The sequence below is a fragment of the Luteimonas lutimaris genome (assembly GCF_039537065.1).
Classification (GTDB): domain Bacteria; phylum Pseudomonadota; class Gammaproteobacteria; order Xanthomonadales; family Xanthomonadaceae; genus Luteimonas; species Luteimonas lutimaris.
Map to the genome: position 1 here is coordinate 274,041 of NZ_BAAAZU010000031.1, position 24,585 is coordinate 298,625.

Annotated in this window: 17 protein-coding genes and 2 pseudogenes; 3 read left to right on the forward strand and 16 right to left on the reverse strand. The window is 70.5% G+C overall.

Annotation, left to right across the window (positions count from 1 at the left end; translation table 11 throughout):
- The coding region (gene trmB / locus ABD679_RS14995; RefSeq protein ID WP_344760817.1) for a tRNA (guanosine(46)-N7)-methyltransferase TrmB at positions 1–758 on the forward strand (758 nt) is incomplete at its 5' end.
- 129 nt (positions 759–887) lie between these two features.
- Positions 888–2,726 (forward strand): SLC13 family permease, encoded by a 1,839-nt coding sequence (locus tag ABD679_RS15000; protein ID WP_344760819.1) that lies wholly within the window; start codon positions 888–890, stop codon positions 2,724–2,726.
- A gap of 28 nt (positions 2,727–2,754) precedes the next feature.
- Here ABD679_RS15000 and ABD679_RS15005 read toward each other — a convergent pair whose 3' ends face one another.
- The 3 genes from ABD679_RS15005 to ABD679_RS15015 form a co-directional block, all read right to left on the reverse strand.
- Positions 2,755–3,705, reverse strand: a complete 951-nt coding sequence (locus ABD679_RS15005; protein ID WP_344760879.1) for a Nudix family hydrolase — start codon at positions 3,703–3,705, stop codon at positions 2,755–2,757.
- Positions 3,706–3,860: 155 nt separating this feature from the next.
- Positions 3,861–6,611 carry a preprotein translocase subunit SecA gene (gene secA / locus ABD679_RS15010; RefSeq protein WP_344760820.1) on the reverse strand — a complete coding sequence of 917 codons (2,751 nt, stop codon included), beginning with the start codon at positions 6,609–6,611 and terminating at the stop codon, positions 3,861–3,863.
- Positions 6,612–6,926: 315 nt separating this feature from the next.
- The gene (locus ABD679_RS15015; RefSeq protein WP_344760821.1) at positions 6,927–7,955 is read right to left on the reverse strand and encodes a M23 family metallopeptidase; all 1,029 of its coding nucleotides are present in this window, start codon (positions 7,953–7,955) and stop codon (positions 6,927–6,929) included.
- On the opposite strand from ABD679_RS15015, the gene ABD679_RS15020 reads away from it, so the two are divergent.
- Positions 7,931–8,410: a DciA family protein gene (locus tag ABD679_RS15020; RefSeq protein ID WP_425561913.1), complete on the forward strand. Its 480-nt coding sequence runs from the start codon at positions 7,931–7,933 to the stop codon at positions 8,408–8,410. The genes ABD679_RS15015 and ABD679_RS15020 overlap by 25 nt on opposite strands.
- A gap of 384 nt (positions 8,411–8,794) precedes the next feature.
- Here the strand turns inward: ABD679_RS15020 and lpxC are convergent, their stop codons facing one another.
- From lpxC to rsmH, 13 genes and pseudogenes are all read right to left on the reverse strand, one after another.
- Complete coding sequence (lpxC, locus tag ABD679_RS15025; RefSeq protein WP_344760822.1) at positions 8,795–9,703, reverse strand: UDP-3-O-acyl-N-acetylglucosamine deacetylase; 909 nt, start codon at positions 9,701–9,703, stop codon at positions 8,795–8,797.
- 662 nt (positions 9,704–10,365) lie between these two features.
- Positions 10,366–11,353, reverse strand: a pseudogene (gene ftsZ / locus ABD679_RS15030) (cell division protein FtsZ); the annotation flags it as partial.
- Positions 11,354–11,583: 230 nt separating this feature from the next.
- A complete protein-coding gene (ftsA, locus tag ABD679_RS15035; RefSeq protein ID WP_344760824.1) occupies positions 11,584–12,819 on the reverse strand; it encodes a cell division protein FtsA in 1,236 nt (411 codons plus the stop codon).
- Positions 12,816–13,694, reverse strand: coding sequence for a cell division protein FtsQ/DivIB (locus tag ABD679_RS15040; RefSeq protein ID WP_344760825.1), 879 nt, complete (start codon positions 13,692–13,694; stop codon positions 12,816–12,818). Before ABD679_RS15040 ends, ftsA begins: the two co-directional genes overlap by 4 nt.
- On the reverse strand, positions 13,691–14,629 hold the full coding sequence (locus ABD679_RS15045) for a D-alanine--D-alanine ligase (protein WP_344760826.1): 939 nt from the start codon (positions 14,627–14,629) through the stop codon (positions 13,691–13,693). The genes ABD679_RS15040 and ABD679_RS15045 overlap by 4 nt, the downstream gene beginning before the upstream one ends.
- Positions 14,626–16,089 carry a UDP-N-acetylmuramate--L-alanine ligase gene (gene murC / locus ABD679_RS15050; RefSeq protein ID WP_425561914.1) on the reverse strand — a complete coding sequence of 488 codons (1,464 nt, stop codon included), beginning with the start codon at positions 16,087–16,089 and terminating at the stop codon, positions 14,626–14,628. The genes ABD679_RS15045 and murC overlap by 4 nt, the downstream gene beginning before the upstream one ends.
- A complete protein-coding gene (gene ftsW, locus ABD679_RS15055) occupies positions 16,086–17,441 on the reverse strand; it encodes a putative lipid II flippase FtsW (protein ID WP_344760828.1) in 1,356 nt (451 codons plus the stop codon). Before ftsW ends, murC begins: the two co-directional genes overlap by 4 nt.
- Positions 17,441–18,529 (reverse strand): phospho-N-acetylmuramoyl-pentapeptide-transferase, encoded by a 1,089-nt coding sequence (mraY, locus tag ABD679_RS15060; protein ID WP_344760829.1) that lies wholly within the window; start codon positions 18,527–18,529, stop codon positions 17,441–17,443. Before mraY ends, ftsW begins: the two co-directional genes overlap by 1 nt.
- Positions 18,519–19,919: a UDP-N-acetylmuramoyl-tripeptide--D-alanyl-D-alanine ligase gene (locus tag ABD679_RS15065; RefSeq protein ID WP_344760830.1), complete on the reverse strand. Its 1,401-nt coding sequence runs from the start codon at positions 19,917–19,919 to the stop codon at positions 18,519–18,521. The genes mraY and ABD679_RS15065 overlap by 11 nt, the downstream gene beginning before the upstream one ends.
- Positions 19,916–21,406, reverse strand: a complete 1,491-nt coding sequence (locus ABD679_RS15070; RefSeq protein WP_344760831.1) for a UDP-N-acetylmuramoyl-L-alanyl-D-glutamate--2,6-diaminopimelate ligase — start codon at positions 21,404–21,406, stop codon at positions 19,916–19,918. Before ABD679_RS15070 ends, ABD679_RS15065 begins: the two co-directional genes overlap by 4 nt.
- Before the next feature lie 32 nt (positions 21,407–21,438).
- Positions 21,439–23,172 (reverse strand): annotated as a pseudogene (locus ABD679_RS15075) (peptidoglycan D,D-transpeptidase FtsI family protein); the annotation flags it as partial.
- Positions 23,173–23,243: 71 nt separating this feature from the next.
- Positions 23,244–23,507, reverse strand: coding sequence for a cell division protein FtsL (gene ftsL / locus ABD679_RS15080; RefSeq protein ID WP_344760832.1), 264 nt, complete (start codon positions 23,505–23,507; stop codon positions 23,244–23,246).
- Entirely contained in the window at positions 23,504–24,553 is a 1,050-nt protein-coding gene (gene rsmH, locus ABD679_RS15085) for a 16S rRNA (cytosine(1402)-N(4))-methyltransferase RsmH (RefSeq protein ID WP_344760833.1), read from the reverse strand. Before rsmH ends, ftsL begins: the two co-directional genes overlap by 4 nt.
- Positions 24,554–24,585 lie beyond the last annotated feature (32 nt).

Here is a 24,585-nt window from a genome sequence, read left to right on the forward strand (position 1 = left end):
TGACCGACCCGTTCTCCAGCGACGGCGCCAAGGCCCCGCCGAAACCCTTCACGGTCGAGGAAGGCCGGCGCCGCGTGCGCAGCTTCGTGCTGCGGCAGGGACGGTTCACGCCGGCGCAGCAGCGCGCGTTCGACGCGCTGTGGCCGCGCTTCGGGCTGGACTACTCGGGGACGCCGCGCGATTTCGACGCCGCCTTCGGCCGCAGCGCGAAGCGCGTGCTCGAGATCGGCTTCGGCAACGGCGAGGCCCTGCGCTTCGCCGCAGCGCGCGACCGCGAACGCGACTACATCGGCATCGAGGTCCACGCCCCGGGCGTCGGCCGCCTGCTCAACGCACTGGCCGAGGACGACAGCGACCACGTGCGCGTCTACCACCACGACGCGGTCGAAGTGCTCGAGCACGAGATCGCCGACGGCGCGCTCGACGAGGTCCGCATCTACTTCCCCGACCCGTGGCACAAGAAGCGCCACAACAAGCGCCGCCTGCTGCAGCCGGCCTTCGCCGCGCTGCTGGTGCGCAAGCTCGCGCCCGGCGGCCGCCTGCACCTGGCCACCGACTGGGCCGACTACGCCGAACAGATGTGGGACGTGCTCGACGCCACCCCCGGCCTGCGCAACCGCGCCGGCCCGCGCGGCCAGGTCGAGCGCCCCGACTGGCGCCCGCAGACGCATTTCGAAACGCGCGGACAGCGGCTGGGGCACGGGGTCTGGGACCTGCTGTACGACCGGGAACCGGGAATCGGGAATGGGGAATCGTAAAAACATGGGTCCCCGGTTCGCCCGCGTCGCGGTCGGGATTCGCGCAACGGGCACGAACAACGGAATATGCCCGGGGTCGGACGCGCGCTCTTCCGGTTTCCGATTCCCGATTCCCGGTTCCCGGCCCTGATGGACACCACCCTCACCCTCACCACCGACATGGCCCTCGTGCTGGGGCTGGTCGTGCTGACGATGGTGCTGTTCCTGTTCGAACGGGTGCGCGCGGACGTGGTGGCGCTGGTGGTGCTGGTGCTGCTGGGCCTGACCGGGCTGGTCGCGCCGGAAGACATCTTCAGCGGGTTCTCGTCGGACGCGGTGATGAACGTGATCGCGACGATGATCCTGGGCATGGGCCTGGACCGCACCGGCGCGCTCAACCGCCTGGCCGGGTGGCTGGTGCGGCATTCGCGCGGCGTCGAGGAGCGGCTGCTGCTGCTGTCCTCGGCGGTGGCGGGCCTGAACTCGTCGATCATGCAGAACACCTCGGTGACCGCGCTGTACCTGCCGATCGCCTCGCGCCTGTCGGCGCGCACCGGCGTCAGCCTGTCGCGGCTGCTGATGCCGATCTCGGCGGCGATCATCATGGGCGGCGGCCTGACCATGGTCGGCAACTCGCCGCTGATCCTGCTCAACGACCTGCTGGTCGCGGCCAACGCCAACCTGCCCTCCGGCGTGGGCACGCTGGAGCCGCTGAACATGTTCGCGCCGGCGCCGATCGGCCTGGCGCTGCTGCTGGCGGCGCTGGCCTACTTCCACTTCTTCGGCAACCGGCAGCTGCGCGACGAGACCGACAAGGGCGTGGCCCCGGCGCGCACGCAGAGCTACTTCGCCAAGTCCTACGGCATCGAGGGCGAGGTGTTCGAGCTCACCGTCAGCGCCGACAGCCCGCTGGTGGGCATGTCGCTGGGCGAGGCCGAGGCGCTGCACGGCGCGCCGCTGCTGCTGGCCCTCAAGACCGGCAATGAGTCGCGGCTGGCGCCGCCGGGCGACGCGCGGATCTGGGTCGGCAGCGTGCTCGGCGCGATGGGCGCGCGGCAGCAGGTGGCGGACTTCGCGCAGAACCAGTTCCTGCGCCTGAGTACGCGCCTGCGCACCTTCGGCGACCTGTTCAACCCCAGCCGCGCCGGCATCTCCGAGGCGGTGGTGCCGCCCACGTCGAAGTTCATCGGCAAGACCCCCGCCGAACTGCACCTGCGCAAGACCCACGGCATCAGCCTGCTGGCGATCAACCGCGACAAGGACGTGCTGCGCGAGAACGCCCGCAACGTGCCGCTGCGCGCCGGCGACATGCTGGTGCTGCACAGCATCTGGCAGGACCTTGCGCGCACGGCCGCCAGCCGCGACTTCGTCATCGTCACCGACTACCCCAAGGGCGAGCAGCGGCCGCACAAGTTCAAGATCGCGATGGTGATCTTCGCGGTGACGATCCTGATCGCGCTGTCGTCGAAGATCCCGACCTCGATCGCGCTGATGGCCGGCGTGGCCGGGATGCTGGTCAGCGGCGTGCTGAAGATGGACGAGGCCTACTCGGCGATCAACTGGAAGACGGTGTTCCTGATGGCCTGCCTGATCCCGCTGGGCTGGGCGATGGACTCCAGCGGCGCGGCGGCGTGGGTGGCCGGGCACAGCATCGAACGCCTGCCCGACGGCCTGCCGCTGTGGCTGATCCAGCTGGCGCTGGCGCTGCTGACCACGCTGTTCTCGCTGGTGATCAGCCACGTCGGCGCGACCATCGTGATGGTGCCGCTGGCGATCAACCTGGCGCTGGCAGTGGACGGCAACCCGACCGGCTTCGCCCTGATCGTGGCGCTGTCGGCGTCGAACAACTTCATGACCGCGTCCAACCCGTCGATCTCGATGATCACCGGTCCGGCCGGCTACACCGCACGCGAGATGTGGCGCGTGGGCGCGCCGCTGTCGATGGTGTACACGACGATCGTGGTGCTGATGGTCAACCTGATGTTCTGATCGTCGCGGCAGGCCGCGCGTGCCGTGCCTAGGGCCACAGGCCGCGGATCGCGGCGATGCCCTGCGCGCCGTGGCTGCGTGCCTGGGCGATGTCGTCCAGGCCAAGTCCGCCGATGGCATAGACCGGCAGCGAGACATGTTCGCGCAATGCCTCGAACGCGGCCCAGCCGATGCCCGGCGCACCGGGATGCGTCGGCGTCGCGCGCACCGGGCCGACGACGGCGAAATCGCAGCCGATCGCCTCGGCAAGTCGCAGTTCCCCGGCGTCGTGGCAGGAGGCGGCGAGCGGGACCTCCGCGGCCACCGGGCGCTCGGCAAGCCCGCGCAGCTGCGCCGCCGGCAGGTGCAGGCCCAGGCCCAGGTCCTGCGCAAGCGCCGCGTCGCCGTTGACCAGCAGCTCGGCGCCGGCGCGGGCACAGTCCATCGCCGCGGCGGTGACCAGCGCGCGGCGGCGCGCGACGTCCACGCCGGGCAGGCGCACCTGCACGCGCGAAACGCCGTTGCGCAGCGCGCCGCGCAGGCGGTCGAGCCAGGCGTCGTCGTCGGCCGGCGAAGCCGGCACCGGCGTGACCAGGTAGCGGTCGGGCTGCAGCAGGGCGGCGACCACGGGCTGGTCGGCCGGCGGCATCGCGTAGCCGGGCAGCTTGTCGCGCGGCACCCAGGCCAGCGCCTGTCCCTCGTGGCCGCGCGGCGTGCCGCGCCAGCGGGTGACGCTGCGTACGTCCAGGCGCAGCCGCTTGTCGGGGTACTGCTGGGCGACGGCGATCAGCGGCGGGCCGACCCGCACTTCGATGCCGAGTTCCTCGCGCAGTTCGCGCACCAGCGCCTGTTCGGGCGACTCACCGGGCTCGCGCTTGCCGCCGGGGAATTCCCACAGGCCGGCAAGGTCGCGGCCCTCGGTGCGGCGCGCGAGCAGCACGCGCCCGCGGGCGTCGGTGATGGCGCCGGCCACCACTTCGACGCGTCGGGAATCGGGAATCGGGGACGGGGAATCGTTCAAGCCGGATTCCCGCTTCCACCGGCACTCGCGCAGCTGCTGCGAGGTCGCCGTGCACGGGCCGGAGCCTTGCAACGCATGGGAAAGCGGCTCGCGCCTTTACGTTTCCCCATTCCCCATTCCCGGCTTCCGTCGCCTCAGGCCAGCTGCCCGTGGCAGTGCTTGTACTTCTTGCCGCTGCCGCAGGGGCAGGGATCGTTGCGGCCGACCTTGGGACCCTCGCGGGTCACCGGCGTGTGCGCGGCAGCGGCTTCCTGCGCCAGGCGCGCCTGCTCGGCTTCCTCGTCGGCGCCCAGACCGCCGGAATCGGCATGCTGGAACTGCATCTGGCGCGCGGCGGCCTCGGCCTGCGCACGCTCCTGCGCCTCGAGTGCGGCGACTTCTTCCTCGGTGCGGATGCGCACGCGCGCCAGCAGCGAGATCACCTCGCTCTTGACCTTGGCCAGCATCTCGCTGAACAGCTCGAAGGCCTCGCGCTTGTACTCCTGCTTGGGCTGCTTCTGCGCGTAGCTGCGCAGGTAGATGCCCTGGCGCAGGTAGTCCATGCGCGCCAGGTGTTCCTTCCAGCTCTGGTCGACGACGTTGAGCATGATGTGCTTTTCGAGCATGCGCATCGTCTCGGAGCCGACGGACGCTTCCTTCTCCGCGAACATGCGCTCCAGCGCTTCCTGCACGTACGACTGGATGACTTCGGCGTCGATCTCCTCGCGCTCGGCGACCATGGCCTGCACCGGCACCTGCACGCCGTACTCCTCGGCCAGCGTCGACTCCAGGCCCGGCAGGTCCCACTGCTCGTCGATCGAGTCCGGCGGCACGAAGCGGTCGACCAGGTCGGCCACCACGTCGCCGCGGATGCCGGCGACGGTCTCCTGCACGTCGTCGGACTCGAGCAGCTCGTTGCGCTGCGCGTAGACCACCTTGCGCTGGTCGTTGTTGACGTCGTCGAACTCGAGCAGGTTCTTGCGGATATCGAAGTTGTGCGCCTCGACCTTGCGCTGGGCGTTGGCGATCTGCTTGGACACCAGCGGGCTTTCGATGATGTCGTCTTCCTTCAGCCCCATCTTCGACATCACGCGCTGCACCCAGTCGGCGGCGAAGATGCGCATCAGGTTGTCTTCGAGCGACAGGTAGAAGCGGCTCGAACCCGGGTCGCCCTGGCGGCCGGAACGGCCGCGCAGCTGGTTGTCGATGCGGCGGCTCTCGTGGCGCTCGGTGCCGACGATGTGCAGGCCACCGGCTTCCTTGACCGCGTCGTGGCGCTTCTGCCACTCGGCCTTCAGGCGCGCGCGGGTGACTTCGTCGACCGGCTCGCCGCGCTCGGCTTCCAGCTCGGCCAGTTCGGCCTCCAGCGAGCCGCCGAGCACGATGTCGGTGCCGCGGCCGGCCATGTTGGTGGCGATGGTGACCGCGCCCGGGCGGCCGGCCTGGGCGACGATGGTGGCCTCGCGCTCGTGCTGCTTGGCGTTGAGGACCTCGTGCGGGATGCCCGCCTCGCGCAGCTGCTCGCCGAGCAGTTCGGAGACCTCGATCGAGGTCGTGCCGACCAGCACCGGCTGCTTCCTGGCGTACGCGTCCTTGATCTCGGCGGTGACCGCGCGGTACTTGCCGGCGCGGTTGAGGAACACCGCGTCCGGATGGTCCTTGCGGATCATCGGGCGGTTGGTGGGGATCACCGCCACTTCGAGGCCGTAGATGCTCTGGAACTCGTAGGCCTCGGTGTCGGCGGTACCGGTCATGCCCGCGAGCTTTTCGTACATGCGGAACAGGTTCTGGAAGGTGATGCTGGCCAGCGTCTGGTTTTCGCGCTGCACCGGCACGCCTTCCTTGGCCTCGACCGCCTGGTGCAGGCCGTCGGACCAGCGCCGGCCCGGCAGCGTGCGGCCGGTGAACTCGTCGACGATGATCACCTCGCCGTCGCGGACGATGTAGTCCACGTCGCGCTGGTAGATGCCGTGCGCGCGCAGGCCGGCGTTGAGGTGGTGGACGACGTGGATGTTGTTCGGGGCGTAGAGGCTGTCGTCCTCGTCGATGATGCCGGCCTCGCGCAGCAGCGTCTCGGCGTGCTCCTGGCCCTCCTCCGACAGGTGCACCTGCTTGGCCTTCTCGTCGACCCAGTAGTCGCCCTCGCCTTCCTCTTCCTTCTGCCGGACCAGCTTCGGCACGACGCGGTTGACCTTGATGTACAGCTCCGGCGACTCGTCGGCCGGGCCGGAGATGATCAGCGGCGTGCGCGCCTCGTCGATCAGGATCGAGTCGACCTCGTCGACGATCGCGAAGTTGAGGCCGCGCTGGAAGCGGTCGTCCTTCGACAGCGCCATGTTGTCGCGCAGGTAGTCGAAGCCGATCTCGTTGTTGGTCGCGTAGGTGATGTCGGCGGCGTAGGCGGCGTGCTTGTCCGCATGCGGCATGCCCGGGTAGACCACGCTGGTGGTCAGCCCCAGCCAGCCGTACAGCTGGCCCATCTGCGCGGCGTCGCGGCGGGCCAGGTAGTCGTTGACGGTGACCACGTGCACGCCCTTGCCCTCGAGCGCGTTGAGGTAGACGGCCAAGGTGGCGGTCAGGGTCTTGCCCTCGCCGGTGCGCATCTCGGCGATCTTGCCCATGTGCAGGACCATGCCGCCGACCAGCTGGACGTCGAAATGGCGCATGCCGAACACCCGCACCGAGGCCTCGCGGCAGACCGCAAACGCCTCCGGCAGCACCTTGTCCAGCGACTCGCCGTTGGCGATGCGCTCGCGGAACTCCGGGGTCTTGGCCTGCAGCTCGGCGTCGGAAAGGGCCTGCATCTGCGGTTCGAGCGCGTTGATCTTGGTGACGATGCGCTGGAGCTGTTTGAGCAGGCGGTCGTTGCGGCTGCCGAAGACGCCGGTGAGCAAGCGATTGAGCATGGGTGTACCGGTTTGTGGATCTGGGTGGATGCGGGCCGGCGGCCGGGCCGCGGATTGCCGTAAATGGAAAAAGGGCGCCGGGCGCCCTTTTTGGCAACGGGTCATTGTACGTGGAGACGCCGCCAGCGGGTATCAAGCCCGTTTCCGGGTGCCTTTGCGGGCCGGAATCACGTTTCCCGCCCCGCCCCATGGCCGCGTTACCGCGCGCCGATCTCCGACCGCCGAGCGGGCGAAAAATTCCCCCGGCGATCTTCCGCGGGAGCAATCATGCCTGTGGAAGCGGCCATGGCCGCTCCCACGGGTTCCCGGTGTTGCTTACATGCGCTTGTGCTGGCCGTCCTGCCCGCCGAGGAACTTGCGTGGGTTGAGCACGCGTCCGTCCTGCCAGACCTCGAAATGCACGTGCGCGCCGGTGGAACGCCCGGTCGAGCCGGCCTTGGCGATTTCCTGCCCGCTGCGGACCAGGTCGCCGACCTTCACCACCAGCCGCGAGTTGTGTGCGTAGCGGGTGACGTAACCATTGCCGTGGTCGACCTCGACCACGTTGCCGTAGCCCGAGCGCACGCCGGAGAAGCTGACCACGCCGTCGGCCACGGCCAGCACCGGGTCGCCCTTGCGGGCGTGGAAATCGATGCCCTTGTGGAAGCCGCTGCCGCCGCCGAACGGGTCGGCGCGGCCGCCGTAGCCGGAGGTGATGTAGGTATTGAGGATCGGCATGCGCGACGGGGTCGCGCTGCGGTCGAGCTCGCGGTTGAACAGCAGCGACTCGAGCACCGACAGCTGCTTGCCCGAATCGGCCAGCTGCGCGCCGAGCCGGTCCATGCCGCCGAGCAGGCTGCCCGCGGCCATGTCCTGCACCGGGCCTTCGCCGCCGACGCCGACGGGCTTGTTGAAGTCGAATTCGCCGTCGCCGAGCTGGCCGATGCGGGTCAGGCGCTCGCCCAGCGCATTGAGCCGGTTGGCCTCGGCCTGCAGTTCGCCCAGGCGCGCGGCCATGGCGTTGATCTCGCGCTGCGCCGCGCGGCGGGTGTCGTCCAGGCTTGCCTGCTGGGCGTCGCTGCGGGCCTGCAGCTGCGACAGCTGCGCGCTGCGCAATCCCTGGGTCGCGCCGGCACCGAGCGCCACGCCGCCCGCCAGCAGCACCGCGATCGCGGTCGCCGGGCGCGCAGCGCTGCGCGCGTGCAGCACGGCGGCCGCCGCGTGGGTGCGGGCATGGACGTGCGATGCGGCGTGGCGGGTGTGCCGCGCGGTGTAAACGGCCAGCGCGTGGCCATTGCGCCGCGTCCATCGCCAGGCCCTGGCGGAAAGATCACGCGCGGATGTCAGGAAGCTGTGTAGAGTCATGTCTGCCAATGTCTGATTCGAGATCCAGGTCGTCCCCCCGCGGAGCGCGCGCGGCGCTCGAAGCGCTGCTGGGCGATGCCGCGAGTGGCAATCCGATCCGCCGCGCCATGTGGCTGGACGAACTGGACCGTCGCTTGAGCCCCCTCCTGCCGCCTCCGCTGGCCGCGCACGCGCGGCTGGCGAATGTCGATGGCGACAGGCTCGTCTACCTCGTCGATTCCCCCGTCTGGCACGCCAGGCTGCGCCTGGCCTCGGACCGGATCATCGACGCCGCCCGCTCCCTCGGGCTTGAGACGACCCGCCTCGTCGTCAGGACGACGAAGCAGATGCCCGGCGCGCAAGCGCAGCCCGGGCGGGCCATCCCACCTGCCTCGGCCACCGCGCGTGCCGCCGTGCGCGATGTCCTGGCGACCCTCCGCGACCCCGGTGACGAGCCGGCGGAAGGCAATTCCTGATTGTCCGTGGGGGCGCCGGACCGCGCTTTTTTGCGGCTGCCGGCGGGTGCGGACGGGGCATGCTAACGGGCACGGGCCACCGGGGCGTTAACCAATTAGTAATTTTTTGGAAAAATGAAGTTATTTTTTAGTTAAAATTCACCTCGCACTCACTTCTGTGAGCGCGGTCGTCCCGCGTATCCGATGCCTTGAGACGCACCGGACGGGCTCGCAACCACCTCCTCCGCCGCCATTCCTGTGTCTTCCAGTACGCAACAGGCGCCGCCGGACTGACAGGCGGCGACGCGAAGTGAGGCAGCGCTCCCCCCTGTACCCGTTGCCACGGTTCCCGGCAATCCGTACGCGGCGATGGGCAATACGGCCTGCGTCAGGCCGGGGCGGACTTCAGGCCGGCAGCGGTTCGCCGTAGGCCAGCGGCGGCGCAGTGGCCGGCTCGGGGAAGGTCACTTCTTCCCACGCCGAACGCTCGGCCAGCAGGGCGCGCACGAGCTTGTTGTTGAGCGCGTGGCCGGACTTGTAGCCCTCGAAGGCGCCAATCACTGCGTGCCCGGCCAGGTAGAGGTCGCCGATCGCGTCGAGGATCTTGTGGCGCACGAACTCGTCGCCGTAGCGCAGGCCGTCGTCGTTGAGCACCCGAAACTCGTCGAGCACGATCGCGTTGTCCATCGAGCCGCCGAGGCCGAGGTTGCGCTCGCGCATGTATTCCAGGTCGCGCATGAAGCCGAAGGTGCGGGCGCGGCTGACTTCGCGGATGTAGTTCTCGGTGGAGAACTCGACCTCGGCCCGCGACTGCGACTTGGGGATCGCCGGGTGGTCGAAATCGACGGTGAAACCCAGGCGGAACCCGTCGTAGGGCTCGAAGCGCGCGATCTTGTCGCCGTCACGCACTTCCACCGGGTGCTTGATGCGGATGAAACGCTTGGGCGCGCCCTGCCCGACGATGCCGCCGGACTGCAGCAGGAACACGAACGGGCCGGCCGAACCGTCCATGATCGGCACCTCGGCCGCGGACAGGTCGACGTGCAGGTTGTCGATGCCCAGGCCGGCCAGCGCCGACATCAGGTGCTCGACGGTCTGCACCTTGGCGCCGTCGCGCGACAGGCCGGTGCACAGCGTGGTCTCGCTGACCAGTTCGGCGTCGGCGGGGATCTCGATCACCGGCTCCACGTCGACGCGGCGGAACACGATGCCGGTATCCACCGGCGCCGGCCGCAGCGTGAGGTAGACCTTTTCGCCGCTGTGCAGCCCCACGCCGGTGGCGCGGATCACGTTCTTGATGGTGCGCTGCTGCATGGGCGGGGGTCGGTCCGGGGTGTCGCCAGAAGGCGGAAAACTGCGAAAGATTAGCACGCGCGATACTGAACCTGAACGAAAGAACGGGCGTCCTGGCAGCGCGTCCGTGACGCTGGTCGCGCGCCCTGCCGGGCGCATCCAGCGGCCGAAAAACCCACCGGGCCGGCGCACGGCCCGGTGGACAAAAACGAGGACATCACTGCACCGGCGCCGGAACCGCCCGGCCGGCAGGTCGCCCTGCCGCGCCGGGGTGTTCCGCCGTCCGCTCAGTCGGCCTGGCGGCGCAGGGTGAGACGACACGCTTGCGAGGCACTGCCTCGCGTGCCGTCGAACGCCCGGCCATGGATGGCCGGGCCGGGCCGGGCTGTCCGCGCCCACGCAGCACCGCCATGGACGGCATCAGTCAGCCTGGCGACGCAGGAACGCGGGGATGTCCAGGTAGCTGCTGTCGCCGGGCAGTTCGGCCGTCGCCGGCGCGGACGGCGCCGCCGCTTCACCGGCGTCGGTGCGGCCACGCAGGGTCGAGGCGATGCTGTTGCCCGGGTTGAAGGCCGTCGGCTCGTCGTCGATCAGCATGCCCGTGGTGCCGTCGCGACGGCCCTGCGAGCGCACCAGTTCGACCTGCGGCTTGCGCACGATGTCGTGGCCGAAGCCGCGGTCCTCGTGGCGCCCCGTCTGGCGGCCGGCGTTGCGGTTCAGGCCGGTCGCGACCACGGTCACGCGGACTTCGTCCTGCATGTCCGGATCGAGCACGGTGCCGATGACGATGGTCGCGTCCTCGCTGCCGAAGTTCTCCACCGTGCGGCCCACTTCGTCGAACTCGGCCATGGTGAAGTCGCCGCCGGCGGTGATGTTGACCAGGATGCCGTTGGCGCCGGCCAGGTTGACGTCGTCGAGCAGCGGGTTCTGGATCGCGGCCTCGGCGGCGGCCTGGGCGCGGTCGTCGCCGCGGGCGGTGCCGGTGCCCATCATCGCCAGGCCCATCTCGCTCATCACGGTGCGCACGTCGGCGAAGTCGACGTTGATCAGGCCGGGGCGCACGATCAGGTCGGCGATGCCCTGCACGGCGCCGAGCAGCACGTCGTTGGCGGCGCGGAAGGCCTGGATCATGGTCGCGTTGCGGCCGAGCACGGTGATCAGCTTCTCGTTGGGGATGGTGATCAGCGAGTCGCAGTGCTGGCCGAGCTCGTCGATGCCCTTGAGCGCCACCTGCATGCGGCGGCGACCCTCGAACGGGAACGGCTTGGTGACCACGGCCACCGTCAGGATGCCCATCTCCTTGGCCAGCTGCGCGACCACGGGCGCGGCGCCCGTGCCCGTGCCACCGCCCATGCCGGCGGTGATGAACACCATGTCCGCGCCCTGCAGCGCGTCCATGACCTGCTCGCGGTCTTCCAGCGCGGCCTGGCGGCCGACTTCCGGGTTCGCGCCCGCGCCCAGGCCCTTGGTGACGTTCTGCCCGAGCTGCAGCTGCAGCTTGGCACCGCAGTTGCGGATCGCCTGCGAGTCGGTGTTGGCGGTGATGAACTCCACCCCGTCCACGCTGCTGCTGACCATGTGCGCGACCGCGTTGCCGCCGCCGCCGCCCACGCCAATGACCTTGATGTTGGCATTGGGTGCCATCTTTTCCACCAGTTCGAAATGCGCCATGTCCGTGTCCTCGTTGTAGAGCCGGGAATCGGGAATCGGGGATGGGGAATCGGAACGGCCTTCGTTCCTCCTGCCCGCGCCCGCCGCCTGATGCCGGCGATTTTTATGTGATGTGTCGTGTCGCGTTACTTCAAATCGTTTCCTGCCGCCGCTTCTTCTTTTCCGTCTTTGCCGTTGTTGTTGCCTCTACCGATTCCCCATCCCCCATTCCCGATTCCCGGGCGCGTTCGTCAGAACTCGCCCCGGTACCAGTTCTTCAACTTGTTGAAGAGCGACCCGGCGCGACCGGTGGGGATCACCGGGCGCCGCGGGTGCTCGATCTGGCTGCCCATCAGCAGCAGGCCCACGCCGCTGGCGTGCACCGGGTTGTTGACCACTTCGCCCAGGCCGGTGACGTGCTGCGGGGTGCCCACGCGCACCGGCATCTGCAGCATTTCCTCGGCCAGTTCGACCACGCCTTCCATCTTCGAGGCGCCGCCGGTGAGCACCATGCCGGCGCGCACGTGCTGCTCGAAGCCCGAGCGCCGCAGTTCGGCCTGCACCATCTCGAAGATCTCCTCGTAGCGCGCCTGCACCGCCTGCGCGAGCGACTGCCGCGGCAGCCGCCGCGGGGCGCGGTCGCCCACGCTCGGCACCTGGATCGACTCCTCGCTGGTCGCCAGCTGCGCCAGCGCGCAGGCGTAGCGGACCTTGATCTGTTCGGCCTCGGGCGTGGGCGTGCGCAGCATGTGCGCGATGTCCTCGGTGACCTTGTCGCCGGCGATCGGCAGCGATGCGGTGTGGCAGATCGCGCCCTGCACGAACACGGCCAGATCGGTGGTACCGGCGCCGATGTCGACCAGCACCACGCCCAGTTCGCGCTCGTCGCCGGTCAGCACCGCGGTGCTCGAGGCCAGCGACGACAGGATCAGGTCGTCGATCTGCAGGCCGCAGCGCTGCACGCATTTGCTGATGTTGGCCGCGGCCGACTGCGCGCACACCACCAGGTGCGCGTGCACCTCCAGGCGCACGCCGGTCATGCCGACGGGGTTGCGGATGCCTTCCTGCGAGTCGTCGAGCACGTACTCGCGTGGGATCGCGTGCAGGATCTTCTGGTCGGCCGGAATCGCGACCGCCTTGGCGGCCTCGAGCACGCGGTCCAGGTCCGCCCAGGTCACCTCGCCGTCGCGGATCGGGACGATGCCCGGCGAGTTGCGGCACTGCACGTGGTTGCCTGAGATGGAGGCGTAGACCGAGCGGATCTCGCAACCGGCCATCAGCTCGGCTTCCTCCACGGCGCGCTGGATCGACTGCACGGTGGACTCGATGTCCACCACCACGCCGCGCTTGAGGCCGCGCGACTCGTGCGAGCCGATGCCGATCACCTCGATCGGGTTGCCGGGGGAGTACTCGCCCACCAGCGCCACCACCTTGGAGGTGCCGATGTCGAGTCCGACGATGAGGGCCTTGTCGCCTTTGCGGTTCATGTCTGGAAGCCGGGAGTGGGGAGAGGGAATCTGGAAATGCCGGGAAGCCGGAATCGGGAATCGGGTACGGCGGCCAGCACGGGCGCGCCACGACGCTGCTCGGGGAATCGAAGGACTTGACGCTGCGGCGAACGCGCTCCGCCGGCTCGCGGTTTCCCATTGCCGGCTTCCGTCTCTTCGCCCCACGTCAGCGCAAACCCGTTCGTGTAGCGCAGGTCCGCGCGCGAGAGCGGCAGCGGGTTCTGCGCCAGCAGCGTCGGCATCAGGCGCGCGAACCGGGCCAGCCGCAGGCGCGCCTCCTGGCTGCCGACAACGACGCGGGTGCCGCTGGACAGCAGCAGCGACCAGCTGCCGCGGCGGTCGAGCGAGACCTCGTGCACGCGCACGCCCTCGGAGGCGAACATCGCGTTGGCCTCGTTGTAGAGCGCGACGACATCGGCGATGCGCGCCGCCGGGGCGTCGACGTCGAACTGCGGCAGGCTGGAGGGGACCTCGGCGCCGGCGACCGGGAACAGGTCGCCGTCTTCCGACAGTAGCTGGTCCTTGCCCCAGCGCGCGAACGGGCGGTGTTCGACGATCCGCACCTCGACCACGTCCGGCCAGCGCTTGCGCACCTCGGCACGCTCCACCCACGGCAGCTTGGCGACCGCCGCCTGCGCGTCCTCGAGCCGGACCGCGAAGAAGCCATTGCGCGCGTACGGCAGCACCGCCTCGCGCAGCTTCTGCTCGTCGACGCGATCGAGCGTGCCGACCACGCGCAGCGTCCGCAGCGGCCAGCGCTCGGCGCCGATCCAGCCCTGCAGCACGGCGACCACCGGCAGCGCGACCAGCGCCAGCGCGAGCAGCCATGCGACGAGGCGGAGGAAGGCGCTCATGCCGCCGTCTCCAGGATCCGCCAGCACAGGTCCTCGAAGGACACGCCGAAGACGGCCGCCGACTTGGGCATCAGCGAATGGCTGGTCATGCCCGGCGCGGTGTTGGCTTCGAGCAGCCAGTTGCGGCCGTCGCGGTCGCGCATGAAGTCCACGCGCGCCCAGCCGCGCAGGCCGAGCGCGGCGAAGGCGCGTTCGGCCTGGTCGCGCGCCTGCGCCTCGGCGGCCTCGTCCAGGCCGGGGCAGATGTACTGCGTGTCGTCGGCCTTGTACTTGGCGTGGTAGTCGTAGTACTCGCCGGCCGGGACGATGTGGATGCTGGCCAGCGCGCGGCCGTCGAGCACGCCGATGGTGTACTCGCCGCCTTCCACCAGTTGCTCCATCAGCAGTTCGCCCGGATAGCGCGCCGCGAGTTCGACCGCCGCATCCAGGTCGGCGTCGCTGAAGACGCGGCTGACGCCGACGCTGGAGCCTTCCAGCGACGGTTTGACGATCACCGGCAGGCCGAGCTCGCGCGCGGCGGCGTGCACGTCGTCACCCTTGGCAAGACGCACCCAGCGCGGCGTGGGCAGGCCGTCGGCGATCCACACCTGCTTGGCGCGGATCTTGTCGAGCGCCAGCGCGCTGCCGAGCACGCCGGAGCCCGTGTACGGCACGCGCAGCGATTCGAGCAGGCCCTGCAGCACGCCGCTCTCGCCGTCGCCGCCGTGGAGGATATTGAAGACGCGGTCGAAGTGCCCGTCCTGCAACTCGCGCACGAGATTGGGGATGCCGTCCACGCCGTTGGCGTCGACGCCGCGCGCGCGCAGCGCCGCCAGCACGTTGCGGCCCGAGTCCAGCGACACCTCACGCTCGGAGGTGGCCCCGCCCATCAGCACGGCCACGCGGCCGAACACGGCCGGGTCGTCGAAGCGCGGCGGCGGCAGGACAGGCGTCACCGGCCGTCCTCCTCGAATCCGTTGGCCGCCAGCTGCTGCGCGGCGTGGCCGATGTCGCCGGCGCCCATCATGAGCAGCAGGTCGCCGTCGCGCAGCACGTCCGGCAGCACGTCGCGCAGATCCTGCGCGCCGCCGACCACGACCGGATCGATGCGCCCGCGCGCGCGGATCGCGCGCGCCAGCGCCTTGGCGTCGGCACCGGCGATCGGCGCCTCGCCGGCCGGGTAGACCTCGGTCAGCACCAGCGCGTCGACGTCCGACAGCACGCCGGCAAAGTCGTCGAACAGGTCGCGCGTGCGGCTGTAGCGGTGCGGCTGGAAGGCCACCACCAGGCGCCTGTCCGGCCAGCCGCCGCGGGCGGCGGCGAACACCGCTGCCAGCTCCTTGGGATGGTGGCCGTAGTCGTCGACCAGCTGCACCGTCGCGCCCTGCGCGGTGGTCAGTTGCGCCAGCAGGTTGAAGCGGCGGCCGATGCCCTGGAACTTCTCCAGCGCGGTGGCGATCGCCTCGGCCGTGATGCCCAGCTGCCAGGCCACCGCGGCGGCGGCCAGCGCGTTCTGCACGTTGTGGCGGCCGGGCAGCGCCAGCGTGACCGGCGTGCAGGTGCCGTCGGGCAGGCACAGCTCGAAGCGCATGCGCGGGCCGTCCTGCTGCACCGCGTCCGCGCGCACCTCGGCCTCGGGCGCGAAGCCGTAGGTCATCACGTGGCGCGGCACGCGGCCGGCCAGCTCCGCCACTTCCACGTCGTCGATGCACAGCACCGCCACGCCGTAGAACGGCAGCCGGTGCAGGAACTCGGAAAACGCCGCGCGCACGCGGGCGAAGTCGCCGCCGTAGTTCTCCAGGTGGTCGGCGTCGATGTTGGTGATCACCGCCACCAGCGGGTTCAGGCGCAGGAAGCTGCCGTCGCTTTCGTCGGCCTCGGCCACCAGCCACTGGCTGCCGCCCAGGCGCGCGTTGGCGCCGGCGGCGAGCAGCTGACCGCCGATGACGAAGGTCGGGTCCAGCCCGCCTTCGGCCAGCACGCTGGCCAGCAGCGAGGTGGTGGTGGTCTTGCCGTGCGTACCGGCCACCGCGATGCCGCGGCGGAAGCGCATCAGCTCGGCCAGCATCTCGGCGCGCGGCACCACGGGGATGCGCTGGGCGTGCGCTTCGAGCAGCTCCGGATTGTCGGGCTTGATCGCGCTGGACACCACCACGCAGTCGGTGCCCAGCACGTTGGCCGCGGCATGGCCGAGATGGACCTTGGCGCCGAGCGCGGACAGGCGGCGCGTTACCGCGTTGTCGGCGCGGTCGGAGCCGGACACCTGGTAACCAAGCGTGCACAGCACCTCGGCGATGCCGCTCATGCCCACACCGCCGATGCCAACGAAGTGCACGCGCGAGTAGCGCTGGGCGAAATCCCCGTTCGCGGCCGCGTCCGGCCCTGCGTCGCGGGTATCGAGCATCCGGCGGATCATGCGATGCGTCCCATGGTCGGTTCCACGCGCTGGCGCAGGCGGCTGGTGCCGCGCGCCGCGGCGGCTGCGGTGCCGGTGGGCAGCGGCTGCGCGGGCGCGGACGCCTTGCCGCGCTTGCGGCCCTGCGGCGACGGTTCGGCTGAAGGCGCCGGCGCCTGCACAGGCGCTTCGCCGCGCAGCCGCGCGACCTGGCGCTCGGCGCGGTCGAGTTCGTACGACACCCGCAGCAGCAGGCCGAGCGCGGCGCAGGTCATCAGCACGCTGGAGCCGCCGGACGAGATCAGCGGCAGGGTCAGGCCCTTGGTCGGCAGGATGCCGAGGTTGACCCCGATCGACACGAAGGCCTGCAGGCTGACCGCCAGCGCCACGCCGAACGCGCAGTAGCCGGCGAAGTGGCGGCGCATGCCGACGCAGCGGTAGCCGATCCAGAACGCGCGCCCGACCAGCAGCACGTACAGCCCGATTACCAGGCACACGCCGGCGAATCCGAGTTCCTCGGCGATCACCGAGAAGATGAAGTCGGTGTGCGCCTCGGGCAGGTACGACAGCTTCTGCACCGACGCGCCCAGGCCCACGCCGAACCACTCGCCGCGGCCCACCGCCATCAGCGCGTTGCTCAGCTGGTAGCCCGAGCCGAGCTGGTCGGCCCAGGGGTCGAGGAAGGAGGTCAGGCGGCGCACGCGGTAGGGTTCGAGGATCGCGACGAAGGCGAACACCGGTAGGCCGATCACGATCGGCATCGACATCCGCGGCAGGTTGACGCCGCCCAGCACCAGCATCCCGGCGGTGATCGCCAGCAGCAGCGACGACGAGCCGAAGTCCGGCTGCAGCAGCAGCATGCCGACCAGCACGATTGCCACGCCCAGCGGCTTGAGCATCGCCGGCCAGGTCGCGTTGACCTCGTCGCGGAACCGCACCAGGTAGCTCGACAGCCAGACGATGTAGAGCAGCTTCACCGCCTCGACCACCTGGAACTTCGACAGGCCCAGGTTGATCCAGCGCCGCGCGCCGTTGACGCTGCTGCCGATGCCGGGCACGAACACCAGCGCCAGCAGCACGAAGCAGCCCAGCAGCAGCAGCTGGTTGAAGCGCTCCACCGTCTTGAGCTCGGTGCGCATCGCCCACGCGGCCAGGCCCGCGCCCAGCGCGAGGAACATCAGGTGGCGGTTGAGGAAGTAGAACGGCCCGACGTCCAGCCCCTCGCCGATGGCGATCGAGCTCGACGCGACCATCACCACGCCCAGCGCGGCCAGGGCGATGATCGCGCCCAGCAGCCAGCCGTCGTAGCGGCCGGTGATGGCGTCCAGGCGGGTCGCCTGGCGGCTGCTGCCGGTCTGCATGCTGCCGTCCATCAGCGCACCTTCAACGTTGCGAGGCCGACGAGCACCAGCACCACCGAGATGATCCAGAAGCGCACGATCACGCGCGGCTCGGGCCAGCCCTTGAGCTCGAAGTGGTGGTGGATCGGCGCCATCCGGAACACGCGCCGGCCGGTGAGCTTGAACGAGGCGACCTGGATCATCACCGACAGCGTCTCGATGACGAACACGCCGCCCATGATCACCAGCACCAGTTCCTGGCGCACGATCACCGCGATGGTGCCGAGTACCGCGCCCAGCGCCAGCGCGCCGATGTCGCCCATGAACACCATCGCCGGGTAGGTGTTGAACCACAGGAATCCCAGCCCCGCGCCGGCGATCGCCGCGCAGATGATGACCAGCTCGCCGGTGCCCGGGACCTGCGGGATCTGCAGGTAGGCCGAGAACACCGCGTTGCCCGAGGCGTAGGCGAACACGCCCAGCGCGCAGGCCACCAGCACCGTGGGCATGATGGCCAGGCCGTCGAGCCCGTCGGTCAGGTTGACCGCGTTGGAGAAGCCGACGATCCAGAAGTACGCCACCACGATGAAGAACCCGCCCAGCGGAATCGCCACGTTCTTCAGCAGCGGCACGAAGAAGGTGGTGGCCGCGGACACCGACGGGTCGGCGGTGAAGTACAGGAACAGGCCGGCGGCCAGGCCGAACAGCGACTGCAGCAGGTACTTCCAGCGCGATTTCAGGCCGTTGGGATCGCGATGGACGATCTTGATCCAGTCGTCGTACCAGCCAATCGCGCCGAAGGCGAGCATCACCGCCAGCACCAGCCACACGTAGCGGTTGCGCAGGTCGCCCCACAGCAGCACCGACGCCAGCACCGTGATCAGGATCAGCGCCCCGCCCATGGTCGGCGTGCCGGCCTTGGAGAAATGCGTCTGCGGGCCGTCGCTGCGGATCGGCTGGCCACCCTTGTACTGGGCGAGGCGGCGGATCATCGCCGGGCCCCACCACAGCGACAGCGCCAGCGCGGTCAGCGCGCTGAGGATGCCGCGGAAGGTCAGGTAGGCGAACAGGCCGAACAGGTCGTCGAGCTGCTGCAGCCAGCGTGTGAGTTCAAGCAGCATGCGCGGCCTCCCCGTTCCCGAGCAGCGCCTTGACGACGCGATCCATCGCGCTGCCGCGCGACCCCTTCACCAGCACGCGCAGCGGCGCCGGCGCATCTGCACCTGCAACCGCCGCGAGGTCGGCGCGCAGCGCATCGGCGAGCGCGGCGTGCGAGCCGAACGTCCGCGCGCCCTCGCCGAAGGCGGCGGCGGCGGCGGCACTCAGCGCGCCCAGCGTGTACAGCCGCGCGATGCCGGCGTCCTTCGCCCGGCGCCCCGCGGCCTCGTGCAGCGACTGCGCGTCGGCGCCCAGTTCGCGCATGTCGCCGAGCACCAGCCAGGCTTCGCCGGGCGCGCTGGCCAGGGTGTCGATGGCGGCGTTGAGCGACCCGGGGTTGGCGTTGTAGCTGTCGTCGACCAGCAGCACGTCGCCGGCAAGGCGATGGCGGACCAGCCGCCCCGCCACCGGCTGCGCGTCGCGCAGGCCGGCGACGATGTCGTCGAGGCCGACGCCGCAGGCCAGCGCGAGCGTCGCCGCGGCCAGCGCGTTGGCGACGCTGTGGCGGCCGGGCATCGGCACCATTGCCTCGCGCTCGCCATCGGGCGTGGCCAGGACGAAGTGCATGCCGTCGTCGGCGAAGCGCAACTCGCGCGCGCTGACGTCGGCGGCCGCGTCCAGGCCGAAGCGCAGCAGGCGCCGGCCGTGCGCGCGCTCGGCGAAGTACGGCGCGAAGGCGTCGTCGGCATTGATCACCGCCACGCCGTCGGCGGGCAGCGCATCGTAGATCGCGGCCTTGGTGTCGGCGATACCGAGCAGGTCGCCCATGCGCTCCAGGTGCGCGGGCGCGACGTTGTTGACCAGCGCCACGTCCGGCCGCGCCACCGCGGTGAGGTAGGCGATGTCGCCCGGCTTGCCGGCACCCATTTCGTAGACGGCGAAATCGGCGTCGTCCGGCGCGTCGATCACCGCCAGCGGCAGGCCGATCTCGTTGTTGCGGTTGCCGGGGTTGGCATAGGCCTTGCCGGCGCGCTGCAGGATCGACAGCGCCAGCGTCTTGACGCTGGTCTTGCCGTTGCTGCCGGTCACCGCGACCACCCGGCCGCCGCGGCCGCGCTGCATCGCCGCGGCCAGCGAGGCCAGCGCGCGCTCGGTGTCGGCCACCAGCACCTGCGGCAGCGGCCCGTCGACCACGCGCGACACCAGCGCTGCGCGCACGCCCAGGTCGGCGGCGCGGGCCACGTGGTCGTGTCCGTCGAAGCGCTCGCCGCGCAGCGCGACGAACAGCGCCGCGCGCCCGTCGTCGAGATCCAATGCGCGGGTGTCGGTGACCAGCGCGTCGACCAGCACGTCGTCGCCCTGCAGGCGGCCGCCGGTCCACTGCGCGATGCGTGCGAGCGGCATCGGGTTCATGCCCTGCCCTCCAGCACTTCGCGCGCGACCTGGCTGTCGTCGAACGGATGCTTCACGCCGGCCACGTCCTGGTAGGTTTCATGGCCCTTGCCGGCGACCAGCACGATGTCGTCGGGGCCGGCGTCGCCGATCGCGCGCTCGATGGCGCGGCGGCGGTCGCGCTCGACCACCACCGCGTCCGGGCGCGCGAAGCCGGCGACGATATCGGCCACGATCGCATCGCCGTCCTCGCCGCGCGGGTTGTCGTCGGTAACGATCACGATGTCGGCGTTGGCCTCGGCGATCGCCGCCATCTGCGGGCGCTTGCCGCGGTCGCGCTCGCCGCCGCAGCCGAATACGCAGGTCAGGCGCCCGCGCAGGTGGCCACGCAGCGAGGCCAGCGCCTGTTCCAGCGGATCGGGTTTGTGCGAATAGTCGATCACCACCAGCGGCAGCACGCGGCCGTCGTCGGTGGTGCAGCCGCCGAGGCGGTTCATGCGGCCCGGGATCGGCGCCAGCTGCGACAGCACGCCTGCGATCGCCTGCGACCCGACGCCCTGTGCCGACAGCACACCGGCCACCGCGAGCAGGTTGGCGACGTTGAAGCGGCCCAGCAGCGGCGAGCGCACCGGCAGCGTTTCGCCGTCCAGATGCAGGTCGAAGGCGATGCCGGCGGCATCGAGCACCAGGTTTTCGGCACGCACTTTTGCCGCCGCGTCGCCGCGCGCACTGGTGCCGATCACGTCGACGCCCCCGGGGATGCGCCCGGCCAGCCCGCGGCCGAAGTCGTCGTCGAGGTTGACCACCGCCGCACGCAGCCCGTCGCGCGAGAACAAGCGCGCCTTGGCCGCGCCGTAGGTGTCCATGTCGCCGTGGTAGTCGAGGTGGTCGCGGCTGAGGTTGGTGAACACCGCGACGTCGTAATGCACGGCGTCCACGCGGCCCTGGTCGAGCGCGTGCGAGCTGACCTCCATCGCCACCGACTTCGCGCCGGCGTCGCGCAGGCCGGCCAGCAGCGCATGCATCTGCAGCACCAGCGGCGTGGTGAACCCGGTGGCCACGGTTTCGCCGTACAGGCCCGCCCCGAGCGTGCCGACGGTGCCGGCGGGCGTGCCCAGCAGCGTCCATGCCTGCGCCAGCAGCTGCACGGTCGAGGTCTTGCCGCTGGTGCCGGTGACGCCGACCATCGCCATCGCGTGCGAGGGATGGCCGTGGAATTCGTCCGCCATCGCGCCCATGCGTGCGCGCAGGCCCGGCACCGCGATGGCGTCGTCGGGCGCAGCCGGCACGTCGGCGGGCACCGGCGGTTCGAACAGGATCGCCGCCGCACCGGCCTCGCGCGCCTGCGCGGTGAAGTGCAGGCCGTGGGTGCCGAAGCCGCCGATCGCGACGAAGGCGTCGCCCGGCGTGATCGTGCGGCTGTCGAGCACCAGCCCGGTGATCGCCAGCGTCGGCGGCACGGCGGCCACGTCGGGCAGCAGCTCGGACAGCAGCATGGCGCGGGTCATCGGGCGACCCCCCGCTTCTTCTGCGCCTTTTCCTGCGCTGCAAGCCAGGTCTCGATGTCGTCCGGCGGCACGTCCATCAGCCGCAGCGAGCCTTCCATGACGTTGTGGAACACCGGGCCGGCCACGCGGCCGCCGTAGTAGCCGCGGCGGCTGGGATCGGGGTCCATCACCACCACCGCCATCGAGAAGCGCGGGTTGTCGACCGGCACCACGCCGGCGAAGAACGCGGCGTAGCGGCGCGAGTACCCACCGCCGCTGGCGATGCGCGCGGTGCCGGTCTTGCCGGCGACGTGGTAGCCCAGGATCGCGGCGTCCTTGGCGGTGCCGCCGGGCTCGGTCACCGTCTGCATCATCTTCATCACTTCGTGCGCGATCGTCGGGTCGAGCACCTGCCGGGTTTCCTGCGGCTGGCCCTTGACGAAGGTCGGCTGGATCATCCGGCCGCCGTTGGCCAGCGCGGCGTAGGCGTGCGCGATCTGCAGCGGCGTCACCGAAATGCCGTAGCCATAGGACATGGTCTGCTTGGTGGTGCCGAACCAGCGCGACGGCGGCGGGAACAGGCCCGCGGCCTCGCCCGGGAAGCCGCTTTCGGTGCTCTGCCCGTAGCCGAAGCGGCGCAGGAACTCGTAGAAGTCCTGGTCGCTCAGCTTCGCCACGATCTTCGACACGCCGACGTTGGAACTCTTGGTGATCACCCCGGTGACGGTGAGCACGCCGTGGTTGCTGGTGTCGGTGGTGCGGAAACGGCCGTTGGGCATCCAGCCGGGGTTGGTGTCGATCAGCGTGTCGGGCGTGACCACGCCGGCCTCGAGCGCGGCGGCGACGGTCAGCGGCTTCATCGTCGAGCCCGGCTCGATCAGGTCGGTTACCGCGCGGTTGCGGTGCGATTCGCGCTGGCCGGATTCGACCGCGTTGGGGTTGAACGACGGCAGGTTGGCCATCGCCAGCACCTCGCCGGTATGCACGTCGAGCACCACCGCCGACGCGCTGCTGGCGCCGCTTTCGAGCAGCGCGCGCTTGAGTTCGCGGTAGGTCAGGTACTGGATGCGGCGGTCGATGCTGAGGGTGAGGTCCTTGCCCGGCTGCGCGGCGCGCACCAGGTCGACGTTCTCGACGATGCGGCCGCGACGGTCGCGGATCACCTTCTCCGCGCCGGGCTTGCCGCGCAGCCAGTCGTCGAAGGCCAGCTCGACGCCTTCCTGGCCCTGGTCGTCGATGTTGGTGAACCCGAGGATGTGCGCCATCGCCTCGCCCTGCGGGTAGAAGCGGCGGTATTCGCGCTGCGAGAACACGCCGGGGATGTCCAGCGCCAGGATCTTGCGCGCCGCGCCGGGGCTGATGCGGCGGTGGCGCGGGATGTACATGAATTCCTTTTCCGCACGCTGCGAGACGTAGCGCGTCAGGTAGTCCAGCGGCAGGTTGGTGGCCTCGGCCAGTTCCGGCAGGCGGTCGGGATACTTGCTCAGCTCCTGCGGGTTGGCCCACAGGGAAGCGACCGGCGTCGACACTGCCAGCGGCTCGCCGTTGCGGTCGGTGATCATGCCGCGCGAGGTCGGGATCGGGATCTCGCGCAGGATCCGCGCCTCGGCCTTCTTCTGGTAGAAGGCGTTGTCGACCAGCTGCAGGTCGACCGCGCGACCCACCAGCGCCACCGCACACAGCGCGAGCGTGCCCACGACCAGCTTCAGCCGCCCGCGCAGGTTGAACTGCGCGCGGTTGCGCCGCGAAGGCCGCGGCTCGCCGTTGGCGGCCCGCGACCCGAACATCCCGAACAGGCGCGCGAACCCGCCTTCGCGCTGCCGCGATTCCCGGCTTCCGATGCTCGATCCCCGGCCCTTCATTGCCGGATCACCACGATGTCCGCGGTCTCGGGGAACTGCATCCCCAGCCGCGTGCGCGCGATCTGGTCGATGCGGTTGGCCTCGGCCCAGGTGGCCTGTTCGAGCTGCAGCCGGCCGAAGTCGATGTTCAGCTCGTCGCGCGCGTGCTCCAGCCGCGTCAGCTGCACGAACAGCTGCCGGTGCTCATGGCGCGCATTGACCACGCCGATCGCGGTGACCACGTTGGCGATCACCAGGACGATGACGATGAAGCGGGTCATGGCCGCCGCTCCGTCGTGGGCGGGACGCGGGACGCGGGACTCGGGACTCGGAAAAGCGAGGCCACCCGGCTGGAGCAGACGCCGATTCTTCCCTGTTGCCGCTGCTGTCCTTCTCGCCGTTGTTCTTCGAGTCCCGGGTCCCGGGTCCCGAGTCCCGGCGCCCCCAGCTTCTCAGCCACCCGCAGCACCGCGCTGCGCGCGCGCGGATTGGCGGCGATCTCGGCGGCGTCGCCCTTCCGCGCCGCGCCGATCGCGCGCAGGGTCGGCTCGAAGGCATCGGTCTCGGGCAGGCGGCGGTTGCCGGCCGGCGCCTTGGCGTGGCGGGCGATGAAGCGCTTGACGATGCGGTCTTCCAGCGAATGGAAGCTGATCACCGCCAGCCGCCCGCCGGGCCGCAGCGCTGCATGCGCGGCGTCGAGGCCGGCTTCGAGGTCGGCCAGCTCGCGGTTGACGTGGATGCGGATGGCCTGGAACGAGCGCGTGGCCGGGTGGATCTCGTGGCGCCCGGCCTTCGGCCGCGGCATCACCGAGGCGATCAGTTCGGCCAGCTGCGCGGTGCGGGTGAGCGGCTGCTCGGCGCGGCGCGCGACGATGGCGCGGGCGATGCGACGGCTCATGCGCTCCTCGCCGAAGGTCCACAGCACGTCGGCGATCTCGGCCTCGCCGGCGCGTGCCAGCCACTGCGCCGCGCTCTCGCCGGCGTCGGGATCCATGCGCATGTCGAGCGGGCCGTCCTTGCCGAAGCTGAAGCCGCGCTCGGCGACGTCGAGCTGCGGCGAGGAGACGCCGAGGTCGAACAGCACCCCGTCGAGGCCGTCGCGGACGGCGTCCCAGTGCGCGAGGTCGGTGAAGCTGCCGCGGTGGATCGACACGCGCGGGTCCGCGCCGAACCCGTGTTCAGCAACCGCGATCGCTTCGGGATCCTTGTCCATCAGCAGCAGCCGGCCTCCGGTGCCCAGGCGTTGCAGCACGCCACGCGCATGTCCGCCCCGCCCGAACGTGCCATCCAGATACGTTCCGTCCTCCATCACCCGCAGCCCGTCCATGACCTGCTCGAACAACACAGGGAGGTGGGCGG

Coding starts and splice junctions, on each gene's coding strand:
- ABD679_RS15000 (WP_344760819.1), top strand. CDS start 888: ATGGACACCACCCTCACCCTCACCACCGACATGGCCCTCGTGCTGGGG.
- secA (WP_344760820.1), bottom strand. CDS start 6,611: ATGCTCAATCGCTTGCTCACCGGCGTCTTCGGCAGCCGCAACGACCGC.
- ABD679_RS15020 (WP_425561913.1), top strand. CDS start 7,931: ATGTCAGGAAGCTGTGTAGAGTCATGTCTGCCAATGTCTGATTCGAGA.
- ABD679_RS15015 (WP_344760821.1), bottom strand. CDS start 7,955: ATGACTCTACACAGCTTCCTGACATCCGCGCGTGATCTTTCCGCCAGG.
- lpxC (WP_344760822.1), bottom strand. CDS start 9,703: ATGCAGCAGCGCACCATCAAGAACGTGATCCGCGCCACCGGCGTGGGG.
- ftsA (WP_344760824.1), bottom strand. CDS start 12,819: ATGAACCGCAAAGGCGACAAGGCCCTCATCGTCGGACTCGACATCGGC.
- ABD679_RS15040 (WP_344760825.1), bottom strand. CDS start 13,694: ATGAGCGCCTTCCTCCGCCTCGTCGCATGGCTGCTCGCGCTGGCGCTG.
- murC (WP_425561914.1), bottom strand. CDS start 16,089: ATGATCCGCCGGATGCTCGATACCCGCGACGCAGGGCCGGACGCGGCC.
- ftsW (WP_344760828.1), bottom strand. CDS start 17,441: ATGGACGGCAGCATGCAGACCGGCAGCAGCCGCCAGGCGACCCGCCTG.
- mraY (WP_344760829.1), bottom strand. CDS start 18,529: ATGCTGCTTGAACTCACACGCTGGCTGCAGCAGCTCGACGACCTGTTC.
- ABD679_RS15065 (WP_344760830.1), bottom strand. CDS start 19,919: ATGAACCCGATGCCGCTCGCACGCATCGCGCAGTGGACCGGCGGCCGC.
- ABD679_RS15070 (WP_344760831.1), bottom strand. CDS start 21,406: ATGACCCGCGCCATGCTGCTGTCCGAGCTGCTGCCCGACGTGGCCGCC.
- ftsL (WP_344760832.1), bottom strand. CDS start 23,507: ATGACCCGCTTCATCGTCATCGTCCTGGTGATCGCCAACGTGGTCACC.
- rsmH (WP_344760833.1), bottom strand. CDS start 24,553: ATGGACGGGCTGCGGGTGATGGAGGACGGAACGTATCTGGATGGCACG.